The 20,254-nt window shown below is 41.4% G+C and carries 14 protein-coding genes; 1 reads left to right on the top strand and 13 read right to left on the bottom strand.

Annotated elements, in window-relative coordinates:
- Positions 1 to 995 precede the first annotated feature (995 nt).
- Positions 996 to 2,177 (top strand): low temperature requirement protein A, encoded by a 1,182-nt coding sequence (locus tag ACEYW6_RS26885; RefSeq protein WP_412982153.1) that lies wholly within the window; start codon positions 996 to 998, stop codon positions 2,175 to 2,177.
- Positions 2,178 to 2,699: 522 nt separating this feature from the next.
- On the opposite strand, the gene ACEYW6_RS26880 is transcribed toward ACEYW6_RS26885, so the two are convergent.
- The 13 genes from ACEYW6_RS26880 to ACEYW6_RS26820 form a co-directional block, all read right to left on the bottom strand.
- Positions 2,700 to 3,065, bottom strand: coding sequence for a hypothetical protein (locus ACEYW6_RS26880; protein ID WP_196508504.1), 366 nt, complete (start codon positions 3,063 to 3,065; stop codon positions 2,700 to 2,702).
- Positions 3,066 to 3,472: 407 nt separating this feature from the next.
- On the bottom strand, positions 3,473 to 6,130 hold the full coding sequence (locus tag ACEYW6_RS26875) for an MGH1-like glycoside hydrolase domain-containing protein (RefSeq protein ID WP_412982152.1): 2,658 nt from the start codon (positions 6,128 to 6,130) through the stop codon (positions 3,473 to 3,475).
- Positions 6,131 to 6,524: 394 nt separating this feature from the next.
- The gene (locus tag ACEYW6_RS26870; RefSeq protein WP_196508508.1) at positions 6,525 to 7,298 is read right to left on the bottom strand and encodes a glucose 1-dehydrogenase; all 774 of its coding nucleotides are present in this window, start codon (positions 7,296 to 7,298) and stop codon (positions 6,525 to 6,527) included.
- Positions 7,299 to 7,384: 86 nt separating this feature from the next.
- Positions 7,385 to 8,194, bottom strand: a complete 810-nt coding sequence (locus ACEYW6_RS26865; RefSeq protein WP_412982151.1) for an MIP/aquaporin family protein — start codon at positions 8,192 to 8,194, stop codon at positions 7,385 to 7,387.
- Between the two features lie 559 nt (positions 8,195 to 8,753).
- Positions 8,754 to 9,332 carry an NADPH-dependent FMN reductase gene (locus tag ACEYW6_RS26860; protein ID WP_190894519.1) on the bottom strand — a complete coding sequence of 193 codons (579 nt, stop codon included), beginning with the start codon at positions 9,330 to 9,332 and terminating at the stop codon, positions 8,754 to 8,756.
- Between the two features lie 129 nt (positions 9,333 to 9,461).
- Positions 9,462 to 10,982, bottom strand: a complete 1,521-nt coding sequence (gene malQ, locus ACEYW6_RS26855) for a 4-alpha-glucanotransferase (RefSeq protein ID WP_412982150.1) — start codon at positions 10,980 to 10,982, stop codon at positions 9,462 to 9,464.
- Positions 10,983 to 11,132: 150 nt separating this feature from the next.
- Entirely contained in the window at positions 11,133 to 12,680 is a 1,548-nt protein-coding gene (locus ACEYW6_RS26850) for an EthD domain-containing protein (RefSeq protein WP_412982149.1), read from the bottom strand.
- 99 nt (positions 12,681 to 12,779) lie between these two features.
- Positions 12,780 to 13,973, bottom strand: coding sequence for an MFS transporter (locus ACEYW6_RS26845; RefSeq protein ID WP_412982148.1), 1,194 nt, complete (start codon positions 13,971 to 13,973; stop codon positions 12,780 to 12,782).
- Between the two features lie 308 nt (positions 13,974 to 14,281).
- Positions 14,282 to 15,976 carry an iron uptake porin gene (locus ACEYW6_RS26840; protein ID WP_412982162.1) on the bottom strand — a complete coding sequence of 565 codons (1,695 nt, stop codon included), beginning with the start codon at positions 15,974 to 15,976 and terminating at the stop codon, positions 14,282 to 14,284.
- Between the two features lie 67 nt (positions 15,977 to 16,043).
- A complete protein-coding gene (locus ACEYW6_RS26835; RefSeq protein WP_412982147.1) occupies positions 16,044 to 16,778 on the bottom strand; it encodes an SDR family oxidoreductase in 735 nt (244 codons plus the stop codon).
- A 176-nt stretch (positions 16,779 to 16,954) separates the two neighbouring features.
- Complete coding sequence (locus tag ACEYW6_RS26830) at positions 16,955 to 18,019, bottom strand: cupin domain-containing protein (RefSeq protein ID WP_412982146.1); 1,065 nt, start codon at positions 18,017 to 18,019, stop codon at positions 16,955 to 16,957.
- A gap of 196 nt (positions 18,020 to 18,215) precedes the next feature.
- Positions 18,216 to 18,674, bottom strand: a complete 459-nt coding sequence (locus ACEYW6_RS26825; protein WP_412982145.1) for a nuclear transport factor 2 family protein — start codon at positions 18,672 to 18,674, stop codon at positions 18,216 to 18,218.
- A gap of 77 nt (positions 18,675 to 18,751) precedes the next feature.
- Entirely contained in the window at positions 18,752 to 19,939 is a 1,188-nt protein-coding gene (locus ACEYW6_RS26820; protein WP_412982144.1) for a Nif11-like leader peptide family RiPP precursor, read from the bottom strand.
- Positions 19,940 to 20,254 lie beyond the last annotated feature (315 nt).

The following is a 20,254-nucleotide window of genomic DNA, read 5'->3' as shown; positions in this document are numbered from 1 at the left end:
ATTAACGACTTTGGTATATGATTAATTCATTTACTTTCAATGCGTTTTTTTAGGAATTACAATTTTTCAGTTGCTTTTTCACTACAACTGAATATCTTTAATACAAGAGCGTTAAAATCACGTAAGTATGGATAATATATCAAAAATATATCACAAAAAGTACTTGCGGCTCTAAGGACTTAAACAAAAAAAGTTTAAGACGATCTTAAAAAGTTTAAGACGATCTTATGAGTAGGGGGCTGTTGTAATCTGAAACAATAGACCTGCCTTCAAAATAGGGAATAGGGAGTGGCTAGAGACGCGATTAATCGCGTCTCTACGGAGTGGGGAGTAGGGAAAAGAAATTTTTATTGCTTGTTGTGAGTGCAACTGATGGAGTCTCTTACAAAAGTGAGTTTTTACATGTCATTTACTACTTATCACCCTTTTGTTGACTATTTATACAAGAAGTCTAATGAATAAAATTCGATGGAAGAATAATAATGCAATAGATCGAAAAGTTTTTTCCCTAAAGCCAAGGTTCAGAAATATTGTTGTCTGTAATACTTTTGATTCAGCCAATGTTAAATTAGCAGAGCATGTATTGAGTATGATAGCTTCAGAAATCTGCTGCTCATGCTGCGTTAAGGTACTTCCAGAAAATAAATTATCCCAAATTATTTGCACATTTGTAGGGGCGCACAACTGTGCATGGGTGTCAACTTAACGTAAAAACAAATCTAGACAAAGCTTTCAGAGATTGTCTCGTTCCCAGACTCTGGCTGGGAATGCCCTTCGTTGAGGCTCCGCCTCCCTTACTGGCGGCAGAGCCACCAGGGTCAGCATTTCCAGCCAGAGGCTGGAAACTAGGTTTTAAAGGAGTTTTAGCTTAAGTTGACACCAATGACAACTGTGCGCCCCTACTATGGAATATTTTTTTGTTGGAAGTCCCTTAATTACAAGATGAAAATCTTGCATTTGATTTGATCCACTTTACTTTAGAAATAATTGCCAATATGACGAATTTTCTCGAACCACCAAGATTACGGGTTGGTGAAGACATCGAAGAAGAACGACGCACCACCTGGCTAGAACTTTTTTATGATTTGGTATTTGTGGTTGCAGTTTCTCAACTCGCCCACAATCTCAAAGAAGATATTTCGCTATCAGGATTATTTGGCTTTGTAGTTCTATTTATACCGGTTTGGTGGTCATGGATTGGAACCACACTTTATGCCAACCGCTTTGATAGCGATGATGTGGGACATCGGCTATTAATTGGTCTACAAATGCTGACAGCAGCAGCAATGGCTATCAATATCCACCACGGTTTGACTGAGAGTTCTGCTGGTTTTGCTCTTTCCTATGCTCTTGGTCGTGCTGTCTTGGTGATAGAGTATGTCCGTGCTGGAATACATATCCCTTCAGCACGTCCTTTGACTACTCAATATGCCATAGGTTTTGCGATCGCAGCATTTTTCTGGTTAATATCAGCAGCTATACCAATTCCTTGGCGGTTCGGACTCTGGACATTGGGAATGATTATTGACTTTGTCACACCCTTAATCGGAAGTAAGTTCCAAATCAAGTTACTCCCCCACGCATCCCACTTACCTGAACGCTTTGGGCTATTTACCATTATTGTCTTAGGCGAAGCAATCATCGCGGTGGTCGATGGTATGTCTGAGCAGAAATGGGATGTTTTAACCGTGATTACCGCCGTGTTTGGTCTACTTATTGCTTTTAGCTGGTGGTGGGTCTATTTTGATAATCTGGGTGGCAGACCGATTGAGATAGCGCGGACACATGGAAGAATTGGTGTTGTCAATCTCTGGCTTTACACTCATTTACCCCTAGTAATTGGGATTGTTGCAGCTGGAGTTGGTGTAGAACAAATTTTGTTAAATAATCCAACTCTACCACTACCTGATTCCCTGCGATGGTTAATTTGTGGTTCAGTGGCATTATGCTCGCTATCTATCAGTATTCTCCATATATATGGGGTGCTACGCTATTGTCAAATTCGTTCCCAATATCGACTTGCGAGTGCGGGAGTACTACTAGCGATCGCTATTTTGGGTCAAGGTTTGTTACCTGTTGTAGTCATCAGTCTTGTAGCTGTAGTTTCTGCTGTGCAGGTCGTTCAGGATTTATATCAGGCACGTCCCAGTACCCGCTTAGTCGATCCAGAAATTTAATTTGACGGCGATTAAGATAACTTATTTTTAACAGAATGTGGCAAAAAATAGTAATTCGTCTGAAAATTTTATAGGTAATATTATGTTAGGTTAAATACTTATAATACCTCTAGGTTGGGTTGAGGAACGAAACCCAGCATTTTATCTAGATTAATGTTGGGTTTCACACACGGTAAGCCCAACCTACATTGATAGATTTTATTATACCCCTCTTCTGTCACTTTCCGAGAGGGCGATCTCTAGAAGCTATATCAGTCAATCAATACAAGCTATACTATTAGAAAAAAATCGGTCTTGTATTTTTTATTAGAAAATAATCGCGCGTAGGCGTAGCCCGTCGTAGACATCGCTTGCTATACAAAAGCTCTAGATTTTAGAAAAGGCAAATGTTTTCGGAGAGTGACAGAACAGGGGTAAGTAATCACCCGAACTTGATATAAAACTTAAAACCTTAGACCAATTCTGCATGAACCAGGTGGTTTCTCCTTAATTCGGGATTCCAACTCGGTGATGCCTTCCAAATCACAAACTATTTTTTCTGTCAGCATTTATATAAAATTGAGATGCTACCTCCATTTGTAGCCATTGCTCGATGAGTACATGTAAAGTAGAACGTATCGTGATTCGTTTCTGAGTACAGAGCAATTTAAATTGATGTTTTAAAGATTTTGGTACATATGCTTTAACATCTTCCAATTCCTGATTCAACCAATCTACAGACAATTCAATAACAGGGGTATCTGTTTGTATCCAACGCTTGATTAAATTCTCCAATACTTCACTCATCTCCAACTCTTTTTGTACACAAACAACCTTAAATTGAAGCTTTAAAGCTTTCGGTATAGCTCCCTTAATAACTACAATTTCTTCACTATTATTTTTCGTCACGAAATTACCACTTATCTAAAAACTAATGTTTAAATAGTTGATTGTTATTTATCCGTAGTTTTCCCGAATTTGGGATTTACTGGAATTTTGATCATCGCACGGTTATCAATTTTATCTATGTTGAGATATTTAGAATATTTTGACAAGGGAAGAAAGACAAATTAAGAATGAACTTAGTAGACCTCAGCGCAAAAAACGGTCGGAAATCAAAATTGCGATCGCACCAGACACTGTAGATTTTAAAAGTTAATTTTGTAGCTGATTGATGTAAGGTGTACTGAGAAATTTACTAGCCGCATAGCGAAAACCCCCAAAAACTGAGGGCTGTTCGCAACGATAGCAGTAGCGAAAACTAGAACCGAACACCCAAGGTGTAATTTTTATCTCCCACAAGCAGAAGCTTGCAATTAATCTGACAACACCTGTTCTGCACACTGCTGGATTAATTTGGCAATTAAACCTGTCCAACCAGTTTGATGACTAGCACCAATACCAGCACCATTATCTCCGTGAAAGTATTCATTGAACAAAATCAGATCGCGCCAATTCGGATCAGTTTGGAATTTTTCGACTCCACCATAAAAAGGTCGTTTACCAGAAGCATCTGTGAGAAAAATTTGGATCAGCCTTTGAGCTAATTCAATTGCTACTTCCTTGAGTGTCATCATTTGTCCAGAACCAGTAGGACACTCAACTTTGAAATCGTCACCAAAGTAGCGATAAAACTTTTGCAGCGATTCTAACAGTAAATAATTAATCGGAAACCAAATTGGCCCCCGCCAGTTGGAATTACCGCCAAACATAGCTGTGCTAGACTCAGCAGGTTCGTAATCTACTCGATACTGCTGACCATCTACGGTCAAAACGTAAGGATGGGACTCATGAACTTTAGAAACAGAACGAATACCATAAGGACTGAAAAATTCTGTTGCATCTAACATTTTTTCTAAGATGCGACGGAGTTTATCTGGATAAGCGATCGCTAGCAGGCGACGCTCACCAATTCCTTGTTTCTGCATACAAGCGATATTTCGGGTCAAGTCAGGGCGATTTTGCAAAAACCATTGCGTCCGTTGTCTAAAGCCTGGTAGCTGATCCAAGATTTCTGGTTCTAAAATGCTCACAGCACATAATGGAATTAACCCCACCAGCGATCGCACTTTCATCGGGAATTGATGACCATCAGGTAAATGTAAAGCATCGTAGTAAAAGCCATCAGTTTCGTCCCAAAGTGCTATTTGGGCATCACCAACGCCATTCATGGCATCAGCAATGTATAAAAAATGCTCGAAAAACTTGCTGGCGATGTCTTCATAGGTGGAATTTTCCTTTGCTAACTCTAGGGCGATGGTCAGCATATTCAGACAATACATTGCCATCCAACTTGTGCCATCTGCTTGTTGCAAATATCCACCAGTTGGTAGTTGAACACTACGGTCAAACACACCAATATTATCCATACCTAAAAAGCCACCCTGAAAGATATTTTTGCCCTCAAAATCTTTCCGGTTAACCCACCAAGTAAAATTCAGCAGTAATTTCTGGAAAACACTCTCCAGAAATTTTTTATCCGCACGACCATAAATTTTTTGCTCAATCTGATAAACTTGCCATGCAGCCCAAGCATGAACCGGTGGATTCACATCACCAAAAGCCCATTCATAAGCTGGTAGTTGACCGTTAGGATGCATATACCACTCCCGTGTCAAGCGGCTGAGTTGCAGTTTGGCAAAATCCGGGTCAATCATGGAGAGTGGAATTACGTGAAAAGCTAAATCCCAAGCTGCAAACCAAGGATATTCCCATTTGTCAGGCATGGAAAGTATGTCATCGTTAAATAGATGAACCCACTCATGATTTCTGCCATGAAGTCGTGATGCTGGCGGTTGCAGTCCAGCCGGATCGCCTTTGAGCCATTGGTCAGCTACATAGTAGTAAAATTGTTTGCTCCATAGCATTCCAGCAAATGCTTGCCGCTGCACATTCCGCCTGTCCTCTAACAACGGAAACGGACAGATTCGCTGATAAAATTCATCTGCTTCACGCTTACGTTGTTGGCAAATTGTGTCAAATTCAGTCCCAAATGGTGCAATTAAATTTTGCACGTCACTTAACCGCAACCGTACTATCTTAGTTTCGCCCGCAGCGATTTTTAACTCATAACGAGCAGCAAACTTAGTACCAATTCGATTGGGATTGACAGCACCTTTTTGCCCATTCACTACATAATTATTTATTCCATCTTTAACGTATGGCGAAGCATTGCTGACCCCAAACAATCTTTGATTATTAGTCTCATTTTCTGTAAATAGTAGTTCTGGAGTTTGATTACAATACAGCCATTGGGTTTCTAAAGAAGGGTGATAAGCTTCAATGGTACTGAGTTCAGAGTTAGATTGGCTAATTTTCAACCACGGCTTTTCTTCACCAGAAGTCCAAGACCAGGTATTGCGAAACCAGAGCGTTGGTAGTAAATGCAGCGTTTTTGCTTCCGGCCCTCGATTAATTACACTGATTTGAATCAAAATGTCTTCGGGTGAAGCTTTAGCATACTCAACGAATACATCAAAGTAGCGGTCTTGGTCAAATATACCAGTATCGATTAGTTCAAACTCAGGACTTTGGCGGCCTCTGCGCCGATTTTCTTCTACCAGTTGGGTGTAGGGGAAAGTAGCTTGGGGATATTTATAAAGATATTTCATATAGGAATGAGTAGGGGTGTTATCCAGGTAGAAGTAGTATTCTTTAGCATCTTCACCGTGATTACCCTCATTCCCTGTGAGACCGAAAAGTCTCTCTTTGAGAATTGCATCGTTACCATTCCAGAGAGCGATCGCAAAACACAATCGCTGATGATTATCAGAAATTCCAGCAATTCCATCCTCTCCCCAACGATAGGCGCGGGAGCGGGCATGGTCGTGGGGGAAAAAGTCCCAGGCGCTACCATCAGCGCTATAGTCTTCTCGCACCGTTCCCCACTGGCGTTCACTCAGATAGGAACCCCATCGTTTCCAGTAGGCAGTGCGATCGCTGTCTGCTGCCAATCTTGCTTCTTCTTGGGTCATAGCTATTTTGTGTATTGAATTTTGGGAGTTGAAAGAGTTTTGAGTGCCTTATCTTGAAGTAGATGAACAAAAATATGAAGCTATCCCACTATTCTAAAAATTCCTACTTCTTTTGGGAAAATGTGCTTGAAAATCTTGATTTTTTATTTTTAGCACAAATCTTATTAGAGGATGTTTGAAAAGTGGTTAGCTGTATCTTTGCACTTGTTGATCCCCACTAGCTACCCTTTTTAAGGGGGGAAATAGAATCAAAGTCCCCCAATTTATCGGGGGATTTAGGCGGATGTAAAACGTTTTGCTACCGACAAGAGGATTTTTCAAACATCCTCTTAGTGGGATAGGTTGCTAAATCAAATCGGACTGCTATATGGGATTTAAATGCGTAAAAGCTTACCTACTGTTCATGATAGTTCCGGCTAAGCCCCCCATCTACATAAAAGGTTGCGCCTGTGATATAGTCGGCATCAGATGAGGCTAAAAAAGCAACTATCGGTGCGATATCCTCCGGCTTGCCTAAGCGAGCCAAGGGAATGTTCTTCAACAGCGCCCCTAATTTTTCAGGATCGTTTAATAGCTTACTATTGATTGGTGTCTCAATTGCTCCTGGAGCCACATTGTTGATTGTGATTCCCAAAGGACCAAGTTCAACTGCTAAATTACGCATCATCATCTTCACACCACCCTTACTAGCACAGTAGGAAGTGAAGTGAGGAAACGCTATTTCCTCATGGGTAGAGCTAATGTTGATAATTTTGCCAGTTCGTTTGGTTTCGATCAAGTATTGTACTATCGCTTGAGTAGCAAAAAATGTGCCTTTCAGGTTGAGATTTAGCACCGCATCATAGTCAGCTTCAGTGATGTCCCAGAAATCTGCATTCTTGCCGTCAATACCGGCATTGTTTACTAAAATGTCGAGTTTACCAAAGTATTGAATACCTTCGTTTATCAGCTGGCGGATGTCGCTAATGACACTTAAGTCAGCTTTGACAATTAAACCTTTGCGTCCAGAAGCTTCTACTTTTGATAGAGTTTCTTCAGCCCCTTCGAGATGAGAGCGATAGTCAATCACAACATCTGCACCTTCTTGAGCGAGACGCACAGCAATAGCTTGACCAATTCCGCTGCTGCTGCCAGTTACTAAAGCTACCTTACCTTGAAGTTTATTCATTGACTTTCTCTTGATTTTGATATTTGTTTGACCTGAATCCTTGCATGAAAATAAAGTAAATTCTGTGAATAGGTGTAACGTTAAATCTAGTACTGTTTCTTCAGATGTGGCACTTTAACGTTTTTGAAAATGCAAGGATAATGGGGAACGTGAAAAAGTTTACCTGTTAAAACTTCGCGTTCACCCATAGCTATTAATCGAAATACTCCTACACCAATCAATGCCCCTAATGGTGGTGCAATGCAATAAAGCCACTGGTCTTGCCAGAACCATGAAATCAAAGCAGGCCCCATGCTGCGTGCCGTATTCAAACTAGTACCAGAAATTGGCGCTCCTAACCAAACCATAGTTGCTACAAGAAGCCACACCATTAAAGGTGTCCAGCGTAATAACTGATGATGGCTTAAGAAAATAAATACACACAAAACTAACAGAAATGTCATGAAAACCTCAGCCAAAAATACATACCAAAGGGGGTAAATTTTACCAGGCAAGGTGATGCAATTATTCACGCTTAGAGCATACCCACCCCACAATTTTGTTACTAAAAATGTGCCAATAATTGCACCCAAAAATTGACTAATTATATATCCAATTAGGTCACGTCCATGCATTTTTCCTTGTATCCAAAAAGCCAGTGATACGCAAGGATTGAGATGAGCACCACTTAGTTTTCCCAATGGGGAAATAGTAAACAATGCCCCACTTCCAGCAAAGATTAAGCCATTAATCAGTAAACGAGGACTCTCTGGAGGGATGAGGCGCTCCATAGGTAAACCTTTACCAAAATTGAAAGTAATTATACTGAATCCAACCAACAGATTGAATGCAGTTCCAAGGAATTCTGCACCATATTCAGACCAATTAAAACTTTTCCAATTTATGAAGCTATTCATAAGTTTATAAGTTCAAAAATCAAAGTGGACTTAGAGGATGTTTGAAAAGTCTTGTTTTTGGTAGCAAAAAGTTTTAGATCCCCCTAAATCCCCCTTCAAAAGGGGAACTTTAAGAAGTTTCCCCCCCCCTGTTTTGAAGGGCAGGGCTGATTCATTCGATCTCTTAGGGATTTTGTCAAGAGTATGAGTCAGAAATTTGCTTGAGTGGGAAAAAGAAAAACTACCACCCCAACCAGAAAATTTAAGTGCATTCACCATTTTCTTGCCCAATCAGATTTTTTATTCACCTGTTTTTTTTGCTTGAAACGCTTGTAAATCAGCGCCTTTTAGGGAATGAAACAGCCCTGCTTTTGAAAGGGGGATCAATAGGTGCAAAGATACAAGCTAACCACTTTTCAAACAACCTCTTAATAAACCGCCACCAAATTGCTATCAAATTTAATTCAGATGAAAATGATTAACACAGATAGATTTATAAAACCCAGATGCACAAAGCAATTCCCAATCCCAAATAGTATTAGTAGCCTTAGTGCATCCGGTTTAGAAAATTATCAAAAATTTAGTAAAGCTTCAGCAATATGTTTGCTACATTCTTACCTAGTTTCTCAATAGATTCTTGCTGTTGGGGATCTCTTAAGCTGCCATCGGTGTTGAAGGCTTCATAAGCTTTAGGTACGGCTACCTGAGCGGGAAGTACCAAAACTCCTATGTTTTGCAGGATAGCCCGCAGGTGGGACAACCCCCGCAAACCACCAAGACCGCCAGGTGAAGCACTCATAATTGCAGCAACCTTATCTGCAAAAGCAGTCAATGGAGCTTCATTTGCAGATGGACGGGATGCCCAGTCAATGGCATTCTTCAAAACTGGTGTGAGTGAACTGTTGTATTCAGGCGAAGCAATCAGCAATCCTTGATGAGAAATCAGTAAATCCTTGAGAGTGCGGGCGTTTACAGGTAAACCTTCTTGAGCTTCCAAATCCTCATCAAAAAGAGGTAGTGGTAAATCGCGTAGGTCTAAATAAGTCACTTCTACTTCTGCTGCTTGAGCGCCAGCCGCCGCAATTTTGACCAATTTTTTATTGTAGGAATCAACGCGGGTGCTGCCAGCAAAGGCCAGGATTTTAGGTGTAGATGTCATAAGTATTAGTTGTAACAGAGTGTTCGTGAATTATACGGTTGTTGCTACGACAAAAGCGATCGCAACAGTTTTGTTTTGTGAGTGCAGATATAGAGCTTTTAGAGAAATAGCCTCTATGATCAAGATTTATTATGCTTGTAAGTTGCTGTGAGAAACAGCTCGTCCATAAATTTCAGTCATGGTTTTCAGGCGATCGCGCAGCTGTTTTGTTAAAGCCGCAGATTCATAGCGCCATCCCCAATTACCTACACTTTGTCCAGGTAAATTCATCCGAGCAGAAGTATTCAATCCCAAAATATCTTGTAGAGGAATAATCGCTTGATTAGCTACAGAACTATATGCTAAGCGAATTAAATCCCAGTGGATATCCGCAGAATTGGTACAACCTAAATAGTGAAAAACTGCTTTTGAATCTTGGTCTGCTAGTTGATTAAACCAGCCTACTGTTGTGTCATTGTCGTGAGTGCCAGTATAAACCACACAGTTGCGGGGATAATTGAATGGTAAAAACGGATTATCAGCGCCAGAATCAAAAGCAAACTGCAAAATTTTCATCCCAGGAAATTCAAACTGGTCACGCAAAGCTTCTACATCGGGTGTGATTTCTCCCAAATCCTCGGCGATGATTGGTAACTTGCCTAACTTTTGGTTGAGTACTTCAAAGAAAATCTCCCCAGGAGCTTGAATCCACTCACCATTAACAGCCGTTGTTTCCCCTTGTTTTACCGCCCAGTATGCTTGGAAGCCCCGGAAATGGTCAATTCGAATCAAGTCTACATAATCAAGGATGGTTTGGAAACGCTGTACCCACCAATCAAAGTCTTCTTTTTGTAACTGCGCCCAATTATAGACCGGGTTACCCCATAATTGACCAGTGGTACTGAAGTAGTCTGGCGGTGTTCCTGCCATCAATGCAGGTGAACCTGTTTGTTCATCAAGACAAAAGATTTGGGGATGAGACCAAACATCAGCGCTATCGTAAGCCACATAAATTGCAATATCTCCGATGATTTGGATGCCACGTTGATTGGCATAATGCTTTAAGTTTGACCATTGATAGAAAAACTCAAACTGAAGATATTTGTAGTAAGAAATTTCATGGCTTAATCGTTGTTGCCATTGTTGAACTGTATCTGGTTCACGTTCGGCTAAAGCTGGTTCCCAACTATTCCATTTGGCATCCCCATGAACATACTTCAGCGCCATAAATAACGCATAGTCATTTAGCCAGTAAGCCCTAGTTTGACAAAACTGTTCAAATTCCTTGTGCTGAATAGATGAAGCATAGGCTTTAAAGTTCTTAAAGGCTTTTTGCAGCAAAGGCATTTTGGTTTGGATGACCCGCTCAAAATCTACTGTTACAGTGCTATATTCTGGCAGATCGAAAAGGTCTTCTTTAGCTAGCAAACCCTTTTCTACCAGGAGTTCGGGACTAAGTAACAATGGATTTCCTGCCATTGCTGAATAAGATGCATAGGGAGAATTACTATCTCCCGTAGGTCCTAATGGCAATATTTGCCAAAGCCCCTGTCCACTGTCTGCCAAAAAGTCAACAAACCGATAAGCTTCAAATCCCAAGTCACCAATACCAAACCGACTTGGAAAAGAAGTGGGGTGTAATAAAATACCGCTAGATCTAGGAAAAGGCATATCAAGACCCTATGGTTAAGCCAAATCTACGTTGATCAAATATTTCCTGGAACTGGGGAGTGGGGAGAGGACTGGCGACTGGCGACTGGAGACAACACCAAAGACTTCTTACAATTTGTCTCCCCATCTCCCCACCTCCCACCTCCTGTCTTAGGCAGTCTTGATTAACTTCAGCAGTTCATTGGGAGCAAAAACATCGCGGTAGAACGTCAATTGTTCTGTTTTGAGATAGCATCCGCCTCGATGGCCACGTCGAATCCAGGTAACATTTCCCTTGGCGAGTGTTTCGTTGGTTTCATCATCGACACACTTCCATTCAAAGTAGGTAACTTCACCATGAAACATGACAATTGGCCAGCACATGGTCACACCTGGTTGAGCAATTAATGCCCACCAATGCTGTTCGCGCTCTTTTTGTTGTTCTAAGCCTTGATAGGGGCCATCCTGACAGAAATAAACTAAATCATCTCGATATTCACCTGTTAATATATCGCCACGTCCCTGTCTCAATGCCTCACAATGGGTAGGCCACCATTCTTTATTTTCTTGTTCAATTTGTTCTAGAGTGTAATAAGGACTAATTTCTGGCAAAGTTCTTTCTTTCATTGCCACAATTTTTTCAGCATCCTCTATGAGTTTTTTTGCTACATAAGCACTCACAAGTCCTGGTCGAGAATAATCTGCGGCTAAATCTTTGTAGTAGTTAGTTCGTTTATTAATCAATGTGTTGGTTGTGTTGGTGTTTTGGTGACCATTCGACTGACCATTTGAGTAAGAAATGAGTTTCTGCTCTAACATAAGACTAACTACGTCCTCCTTGAGTTGATTAGTTGCGCCAATATTTGCAATCAATTCTGCTACTGTAGAACTGCGCTGACCTGCTAGAGTCATTTTGCCGTCGTAAACAAAAGTGTAAGCACTTCGTTCGGGAAATGGTAAAAGCCGCTGCACATATTTAGCTTGGTCTTTAACAGCGATCGCATATTCTTTGGAAGCAAAAAATGTTTCCATTTCCAAAGGATTAGCAAAAGCAATTTCAAACGCAGCTTGATACTGTTTTTCTGGGGATTCGTAATGAGAAACTCCAGCTGCATCTGGGCGAGAATTATCTACTTGCTCAAACAAATGTAGGCGGAATTTGAGAACAGAATCACTCTGGATAACAGCTGGTGCAAAGCTATTTGTGAGATATCGGCGAAAATCTTCCACACTCACGGCATCAGATTTTTTCACCATAACGTGAAACTTAATTACACCTAATTGACCGTTAGGATCTCCTGTGGTAATGCTATCAAAATAAGTTTGAGAATTACCAAAACTAGTGTTGTAACCGATGGCTTTCCTGAATACATTATGCTCATCATCCATGAGGATGGCAGCAGATTTAAACCAGAGATCCCGTTCGGCTGCTGTCTCAAAGGTTAATTCGGCAATACCATTAAATTGATCTTCTTCTGGACAAGTGTATTCAATGCCGTTAATGGTTGGCCATAGACCACCTTCATTTGCAGCTACGTGAAACTGCCAGTATTGATTCTGTCCTGGTAGTCTGGCGCAAACTGGGCCGTGAACGTCTCTCCAATAGTCATCAAAAAGTTCTAGAGAAATTCCTTTACGTTTCCACAAGAGAACATAGAAGGATACTTTACCTTTTTGATCCCTGACTGCATAATCGAATTTTCTACTTGTTGCTAACATTACTGCTTTCCTTTGCTACATCTACTATTTTGATTGAGATGAAAACTTAATCCTTAAACTTGTTTGATGTTTCAATTTTTCCAGAATAACCTTAATTGATTACATACATGTGCAACGTTTAAAAACTAAAAGAGTGGCAAGTGAAAAGATTGCGGCCACATAAAAAACACTACTAATTCCAAACATGCCAAAAGATATTCCCATTAATAGTGGTCCTAAAGTTTGCCCAAATCCTAAAAAGGTTCCATTTATCGACATAATTGCAGCTAGATATTCCTTGGGTGCCATCTCTGCTAAGAGAGTTTGAATACTAGGGAAGCCGATGCCAAGGCCTACGCCAAAAATCATTGTTGAAATTAATAGGAACCAAAGACTGTGAATCAAGGGAATTATTGCTAGAGCGATCGCAAAGAGTACAAATGATGCTCTCACCAAACTTTTTTTTGAGAACTTTTTTGTTAATTTTCCCAATTGCAGTGATGTGAGTGTAATTGTAACAGACATACTTGAGAGAATAATGCCAATCGTAAAAGCAGAGGCATTGAAGGAATTTTTCATCACAATTGGCAAATAGGTTACATAGGCTCCATAGAGGAGCATGAAAGTTGCAACCGTGCTGAAAAAAATTCCAAAAAATTGTCTATTTCTCACACTTCCCCATGCATTTCTCACATACTCAAGAAAATTCTGCTTGCTTTTTGGTTCCGGATTTTTGAGTGAAAACAAAACAAGCAGTCCTATAGGTATGGCCAATATGGGAAGCATAAAGGGATAATTCCATCCCATCACCGCAGTTGCTCCGCCAATAGTTGGATAAGTTGCAGTACCTACACTACTGACACTGGCGTTGTAGCCCATAGCAGTGGTGCGTTCTTTACCTGAATATAAATCGCCAATCAGCGTCACATTCAGAGAATTTAAGGAAGCTGCACCCATACCCTCAATGAAACGCAATATTAATAACAGATTAAAATCACGAACAAAGGCACATGCTACTCCGGCAATTCCAAATAACATCAGTGAGGGAACAAGTATTTTTTTTCTGCCTAATCGGTCTGCCAGGACACCGAGAACAGGAGTTAGTAAGATACTAGGAAAGGTGAATACCGTCACCAGTAATCCAACATCTTGAGGTGGTACATTTAATTCTTGGGCTAGCTTTGGAAAAGCCGGAGTCACACTGGAAACTCCTAGTATACCCATCAAAGTAATACCAAAAATAATCAGAAGATTTTGATCAAGATAGACTGGACTACGGTTTTTACCGTGACTGATATGTTCAATTGAATCCATATTTAGGCTTCCTTATTATTAATAGTGAACAGTAAAAAAGTGTTGTATTTCTCCCTGTCTCTAAATACAAAATTTCATTAATTCGTAGCGAATTCTCTGCGTAACTTTGCGCTTACCTCTGCGATCCTCTGCGTTTAAATTTCAACCCTCATTTCGCTACGATTTTACGCAAAGCTGTTCACGCAGAGGCGCAGAGTTGCTCCAGAGTAAGAGTTGAGAAGAGTTGATTTTTGAATTTCATATTCAAATTCAGCAACGCCAGCTTTGAGGTTAATTTGCGGATATTTCTAATAATAGGAGCGCAGATTCTAGAAAGAAAAGACAGTCCGCACAGTACCAGTGATAATCGTGCCGTTAATGTTCTGATTACCAGGGTCGATGATTACCTGTACCAATGGCGTAACTCTGATGTTGTCGCTAATTGGTAAGTTATAAAACGCTTCAATATTAGTTTGGGTGGCATTTCCTACTGTATTTTCAATGAATGGTTGACCAGCAGCAATACCAGCTAAACCTCCTGGTACAAACAAATCCCGGAAAGCGATACCAGCCATCCAATAGTTGGGGTTAATGTCACCTTGGAATGTGTTGCTGTAGTCGCCATAACCATAACGACCAAAGACACCTATTGTTTGTGAGAGTGCTAGTTCAAAGTTGACTCCGAAAGCATTAAAGCGGCTATCTAATACTTCACCGCCAGCGTATTGGAGACGCACAGCAAAAGCTTTGCCCTCAGAGTACTCTAGTTCAATGATGCCTTGGTAAGGATCTGCGAACAAACCACCATCACCACCACGGTTAGGAAATATCAATATAGGAGCTGATGGTCCACCAATAAATCTCTGGCTATCAGAGTTTAAACTAGCTCCATTTGCAGCTACATACACTGCCCGTAGCTTAAATGCGCCTCCTCCCGGATTCCAGTTAATGACTGCACCAGATCCAGCCGGACGGGGGAATAGGATAAAGTTATTGATCAATGCTTGGGTTGAAAAGTCCAGAAAACTTGTATTAGCGTAGGCGTTTTTATCTACAAAGTCTGTAGCAACGATCGCTGCTCCCAGAGTTACACTCAGATCCTTAACAGGGGTGAAAGTGTAGAACAGACGACCGATACCTAACTGGTCGTTCCTACCAGGAACAGAAAAGTCTAGGACACTGCCAAAGTTGGGTTCCAAAAATCCGGCGGCGTTATCATTGGAACCATCGCTGCCTGAAAGTAAGCGGATTTGTAACAGATCGGTGCCGTTAAAACTGGTGTTCAGATTTAGAGAAGCCCGATAGATAAAGGTAGCATTCGGGTTTTCATCGGCAATCACTGCCCCTGTGGGAGCAATGATGCGATCGCCACTAAATCCGCCCATATTCACGGCAAAAATTGCTTGACCAATGAGCTTTGTAGTGGTAGTAAATTGACTAGCTGCTACCTCTGCCGTGCGTGCTTCTAAACTATCCACACGACCTCGCAAGGTGGCGAGTTCTGGTGAAAATTCAGTTTGCAAACGCTGCAAAGTAACTAATTCTTCTTGTGTTACTAAGTCTGCTGTCGCTGTGGCAATCTGCTGATTAACTCGGTCTAAACAAGCATTTAAATTAGCAGCAAATTCATAGCGGGTCAAAGCTTGGTTGCCACGATAAGTGCCATCGGCATAACCGGTGATACAACCATAGCGTTGAATTAAGGACTGCAATGCTTGAAAAGCCCAGTCAGTAGGCTGCACATCTGCAAACTGCGATACAGAGGTGACTGAATCCATTGAGGCAGGCGTGGAAACAGTTTCACCCTGGAGAGTAGCATCTGGGGCTAGTTGGGCTATGAAAGTGGTGGTAGGTGGAATGGTTGTAGCTGTCGTGGTTTTGTCTGTTGTTCTCCAAACGTCAAACTCAGGAGTAATTAACCATTCTCGGCTAACAGCAGTAGACTCAGACTGTCCGGCTAATGCAGAAGTACTCTGGGCAATTAGTCCCAGGATGCTGAGGCTACCGATCAAGTGCAAATAAATTCTTCTCACCACTGGTAATTTGTAAAATACTTTAACAAATCAATTTCCTTGCCCCAAGAGTATTAGTCTATACCGCCCCGCCGCCAGCTTGGATATTTTGTCCTGTGAGCCAGCGTGCTTCTTCACTGACCAAGAACGCAACGACATCGGCCACGTCAGCAGGTTGCCCCAGCCGACCCAAGGGAGACATCTTCAGTCCCTTTTCTTTCAATTGGGGATTGCTAGCGAGCATTTCCGTATCCGTAAATCCTGGTGAAACAGCGTTAACTGTAATACCCCGTTCTCCTATCTCCTTAGCAAGTACTTTTGTAAACTGCTCGACTGCTGCTTTACTTCCAGCGTAGATGGAAGCGGTAGGGCTAGGCGAAACAGTGCCACCTGTTGAAATGCTGACGATGCGGCCGTTGTCCGCCATCCACCGCGCTGCTTCCTGCAAGGCGAAGAAAGTACCCCGAGCGTTGACCGTAAAGACCGTATCAAATTCTTCCTCCGTCAGTTGCACGAATGGCTTATAAATGGCGAGTCCTGCATTGTTGACTAGGATATCCAAGCGACCGAAGTGATCGATTGTTGCTTGGAACAAGTGTCGGATATCGTTAACTTTGCTGATGTCAGCTTGTAAGGCAAGGGCTTGTCCGCCTCTAGCTTCGATACCTGCGATCACTTCTTTAGCTTTGGCAGAATTGTTAGCGTAGTTTACCACGACGGACGCACCGTCTTCAGCTAACCGTTCTGCGATCGCCCGTCCAATACCCCGTGATGCTCCAGTCACAATTGCGACTTTTCCGACAAGTGTTCCCATATTGTTATTCTCCTTGATTTCGCTGATCAGTTTAGCTGAATCTCTATAGATGACTGGAGTTTAGACTAAGCAACAAGAAACTACTTACCAACGCTGAGTTTAAAACAAAGAGGTTTCAGGCATCAGAGTTGGGCAAGTCCTCAAGTAATTAAGTTCGGTTCATCACAGATTCTTAGTTACTCTGGGTTTGAAAAACTGGCTAATTTCTGCTGTTTCTGCTTTTGTTTCAACACTAAAACCGTACCAAATCCCAATACACCCAACCAAGAAGATGGTTCGGGGACAGGAGTCGGGGTACGAAGGAACAGCGTCCTTGCCTGGGTGTTTCCAAGGTTTTGAAAGCTGTAAGGTGTGTCTTCGGGAAGATAAACAAAGGTTCCGGGCTTGGCAACAAAGCTTTGGTTTTCCAACTCGAATGTCAGCTCCCCTGCTAGCACATAGAACGATTCAGCATCCTTAGAGTTGCTCTGTAGCAGTCCACCCTCAACTTGCGGTTGAACGGAAACATCAAATAGCGAGAACAGACCGCCAGTCTCGTTGCCAGTTGCTAAAGAAGTATACCTGTTACCCCCAATTAAAAATGACTCACGATTTGGTGCCCCAGGCGGCACTACTACGAAATCTAAAAGTCCATCTGTTGGGGGGAGTGTGGTTCCAGGTGGTATAGGTTGTAGACCGTAATTCGGGCCTTCTTCGGCAAATCTTCGGAGATCCTCTTCAGTGATGGGAGGTGGCGGAACATTTCTGTCGGTAACTGGTATGCCTAAGTTAATGAATAAATTCTCAAGTCCGGCGGGAGTAGTGAGCGATAGCGTCCTCACCAGCGTTGATGTATTGTTTATAAATGAGTGAGGTCTACCTTTAGGAAGGTAAATGAAGGTTCCGGGGGTCGCAACCATGCTGTTGTTACGGTCTCCCATCTGAACCGTCAACTCTCCCTGTAAAATAAAGAACGACTCAGCTTCACGACCGTGGACGTGTAGATCAGGCCCGCCCCCAGGTGGAACGTCAAAATTGAATAGCGAGAACAGTTGCTTGGTTTCTTTGCCAGTTGCTAAAAAGGTATACAGGTCGCCCGATGCGTAGAATGCCTCACGACCTGGGGCTTCTGGTGGTACAACTAAAACATTCTCTGGTTCTTCTTCATGCCCACTATGTGCGTATGCAGCTTGTAGCCCTAAACAAAAACCTGAAATCACCGCTCCAGCGACGAGCATTGATAACTTTTTTTTAGTAACCATATACAGGTGGCTCTTTAACTCAAAATCTACAGTTTTGACATCCCAACAACAACTCTGTTAACTAAGTAGAAGGACTGAATTAAACTAAAGTTCGTAGTATGGGCTTTAGCCCTTAAAACCCCTGTTAACAGCGATAAATCGCTGACTACGAACAAAGCTCGAATCTTACATTTAATTATGTCTATCTACTTAACTGTTACCTGCTCAAGGCAACACTGGCAGAATATTTATTTTCATTGCCATTTGTTTGGGCTTGTTGTTCTTGGGAGTTAGTTTGATAAAAAGGCAAAATATCTGCATAAACTCGCCATTCACTCACTTGGTTGCCTCTCAAGCGGTAAATATCACAACAGGCTATGGTCAAATGTCTTTTATCCTGCACAGTGATGTATTTGGCATCCATTTCTACAACAATAATGCCTGGTTCATTCCAAATTTTTCGGACGCTATGCCCTGTAAATTTGGCGGTATTTGTAAACAAAGAAGATAAAAAATTCACCACAGCTTGTTTACCATAAACCGGTTCAGATGAACCAACTTTATAAAAGATGTCATCAGTGAGAAATCCCTTGGCTTGTTCCCAATCTTCATTCAGTACGAAGCCTGACAGTTGTACAACAGCTTCTAACTGTTCTGAAAGTAACTGTTCTGACATAATTACTCCTTCCTTATTTTAAGCACTATTACTTATTGTCAAGTTGTTGCTGACCTGAAAATGTCGCCCTTTGAGCCTCACAGGGTGTTCCACGGAGACATATCTGCATAAACCCGCCATTCACTCACCTGGTTTCCTCTCAGGCGATAGATGTCGCAGCAGGCAATAGTAACATGCTTTTTACTTCCAACTAACTGGTATTTGGCATCCATTTCTATGGTGATGATGTCTGGCTCTTGCCAAACTTTCCGAACCTCATGACCATAAAACACCGCAGTATTGTTAAATACTTGCTTAAAGAAATTTACAACAGCTTGAGGCCCATAAACAGGTTCACCTGAACCTACTTTGTAAAAGATGTCAGGAGTTAAGTAAGTTTTGACCTTTTCCCAATCTTGATTCATTACGGACTGAGCTAATTCACCCACAGCTTTTAACTGTTCTGATGATTTGTCATTAGCTTTATTTTCAGAATCAATTGACCATTTAGGCCCAGCGATTGACCATTTGGGGACAAATCCATTTTTGACTCTTTCTTTTCCTTCGGGATGTTCTGCGAAGTGCTTCCTCATTGTTCCAGGAGGTAATAATTGCTTTCCTTCTTTTGCAGTCAACACAGAAGCAGATTGAGGAACAGGAAGGGTAGTATCAAATACAGGATTCACATCCATGAAAATCCGCAGTTCACTGAACTTATCTCCTTCGACGCGGAAAATATCTGTGCAAGGAAGAGAAACCAGCGAGCCATCTTTGCGCCAGTAGAGAACATCCATTTCTACAAAGACCAAATCTCCTAGTTCCCATATCACCTTGATTTCGTGATACACCGCCGAGATTTGATTGAAGAAGTTGTCCGCCGATTTTTTTATCGATTCTTTATCTAAACAGACTTCAAAATTGCCAAACTGATATATTGGATTTTCGGTAAAAAAGGTAATAAATCCTTCTGAATCAAAAGCTTCACCTCTAGAAAACAAGCGCTTTACTAAGTCTACATTGGTTCCAGAAATTTTTTCTATTGTCGGGGTTTTATCGTTTGAAGCAGATGCTCCTGCCATTAACTCATCCATCATTGATAGAACGACTTCACCAAAAACCACATGTACTGTACCAAGTGATTTGGCTAATTCTTCTTTAGTAATTTCATAGCCATTTTCAGATGCTATTTTAACGAAACTTTCGGGAGTATTAGCTGAGTGAAGTTTCTGTTGCAAGCTAGGATTTTCAAACGCAGATGCTAATAAACTAATTACTTTTTGTGACATGATATAACCTCATTTTGTTTCTATAATTTGTGGAATTCATAGCCAATTTTTGAGAAAAATCTCTTTGGTTAAGCTTTCTATGAGCAGATGGTTGATTGAAACCTACACACCGATCAACTAAAAATATAGGACTCATATTTGATTGTGTGAAAAAACTGCGTATACTCAAACAGCCTTTTTTCCTACTCCCCACTTTGCACTCCGCACTCCCGGACTACGCAAATAATTTCACAAATCAAAGCGGATGACTATATATGTAGCGATCGCTGCATTCGCTGTCTAGAAAAATTAACCAAGGAGAACATAATTCATGAC

Origin of the sequence: Nostoc sp. UIC 10607, from assembly GCF_047228265.1 — a bacterium.
Taxonomy (GTDB): domain Bacteria; phylum Cyanobacteriota; class Cyanobacteriia; order Cyanobacteriales; family Nostocaceae; genus Nostoc; species Nostoc foliaceum_A.
Note: the sequence above shows the minus strand (reverse complement) of the source record. Positions and strands in the feature narration are given on the sequence as shown.

Coding starts and splice junctions, on each gene's coding strand:
- ACEYW6_RS26885 (WP_412982153.1), top strand. CDS start 996: ATGACGAATTTTCTCGAACCACCAAGATTACGGGTTGGTGAAGACATC.
- ACEYW6_RS26875 (WP_412982152.1), bottom strand. CDS start 6,130: ATGACCCAAGAAGAAGCAAGATTGGCAGCAGACAGCGATCGCACTGCC.
- ACEYW6_RS26870 (WP_196508508.1), bottom strand. CDS start 7,298: ATGAATAAACTTCAAGGTAAGGTAGCTTTAGTAACTGGCAGCAGCAGC.
- ACEYW6_RS26865 (WP_412982151.1), bottom strand. CDS start 8,194: ATGAATAGCTTCATAAATTGGAAAAGTTTTAATTGGTCTGAATATGGT.
- ACEYW6_RS26860 (WP_190894519.1), bottom strand. CDS start 9,332: ATGACATCTACACCTAAAATCCTGGCCTTTGCTGGCAGCACCCGCGTT.
- malQ (WP_412982150.1), bottom strand. CDS start 10,982: ATGCCTTTTCCTAGATCTAGCGGTATTTTATTACACCCCACTTCTTTT.
- ACEYW6_RS26850 (WP_412982149.1), bottom strand. CDS start 12,680: ATGTTAGCAACAAGTAGAAAATTCGATTATGCAGTCAGGGATCAAAAA.
- ACEYW6_RS26845 (WP_412982148.1), bottom strand. CDS start 13,973: ATGGATTCAATTGAACATATCAGTCACGGTAAAAACCGTAGTCCAGTC.
- ACEYW6_RS26835 (WP_412982147.1), bottom strand. CDS start 16,778: ATGGGAACACTTGTCGGAAAAGTCGCAATTGTGACTGGAGCATCACGG.
- ACEYW6_RS26830 (WP_412982146.1), bottom strand. CDS start 18,019: ATGGTTACTAAAAAAAAGTTATCAATGCTCGTCGCTGGAGCGGTGATT.
- ACEYW6_RS26825 (WP_412982145.1), bottom strand. CDS start 18,674: ATGTCAGAACAGTTACTTTCAGAACAGTTAGAAGCTGTTGTACAACTG.
- ACEYW6_RS26820 (WP_412982144.1), bottom strand. CDS start 19,939: ATGTCACAAAAAGTAATTAGTTTATTAGCATCTGCGTTTGAAAATCCT.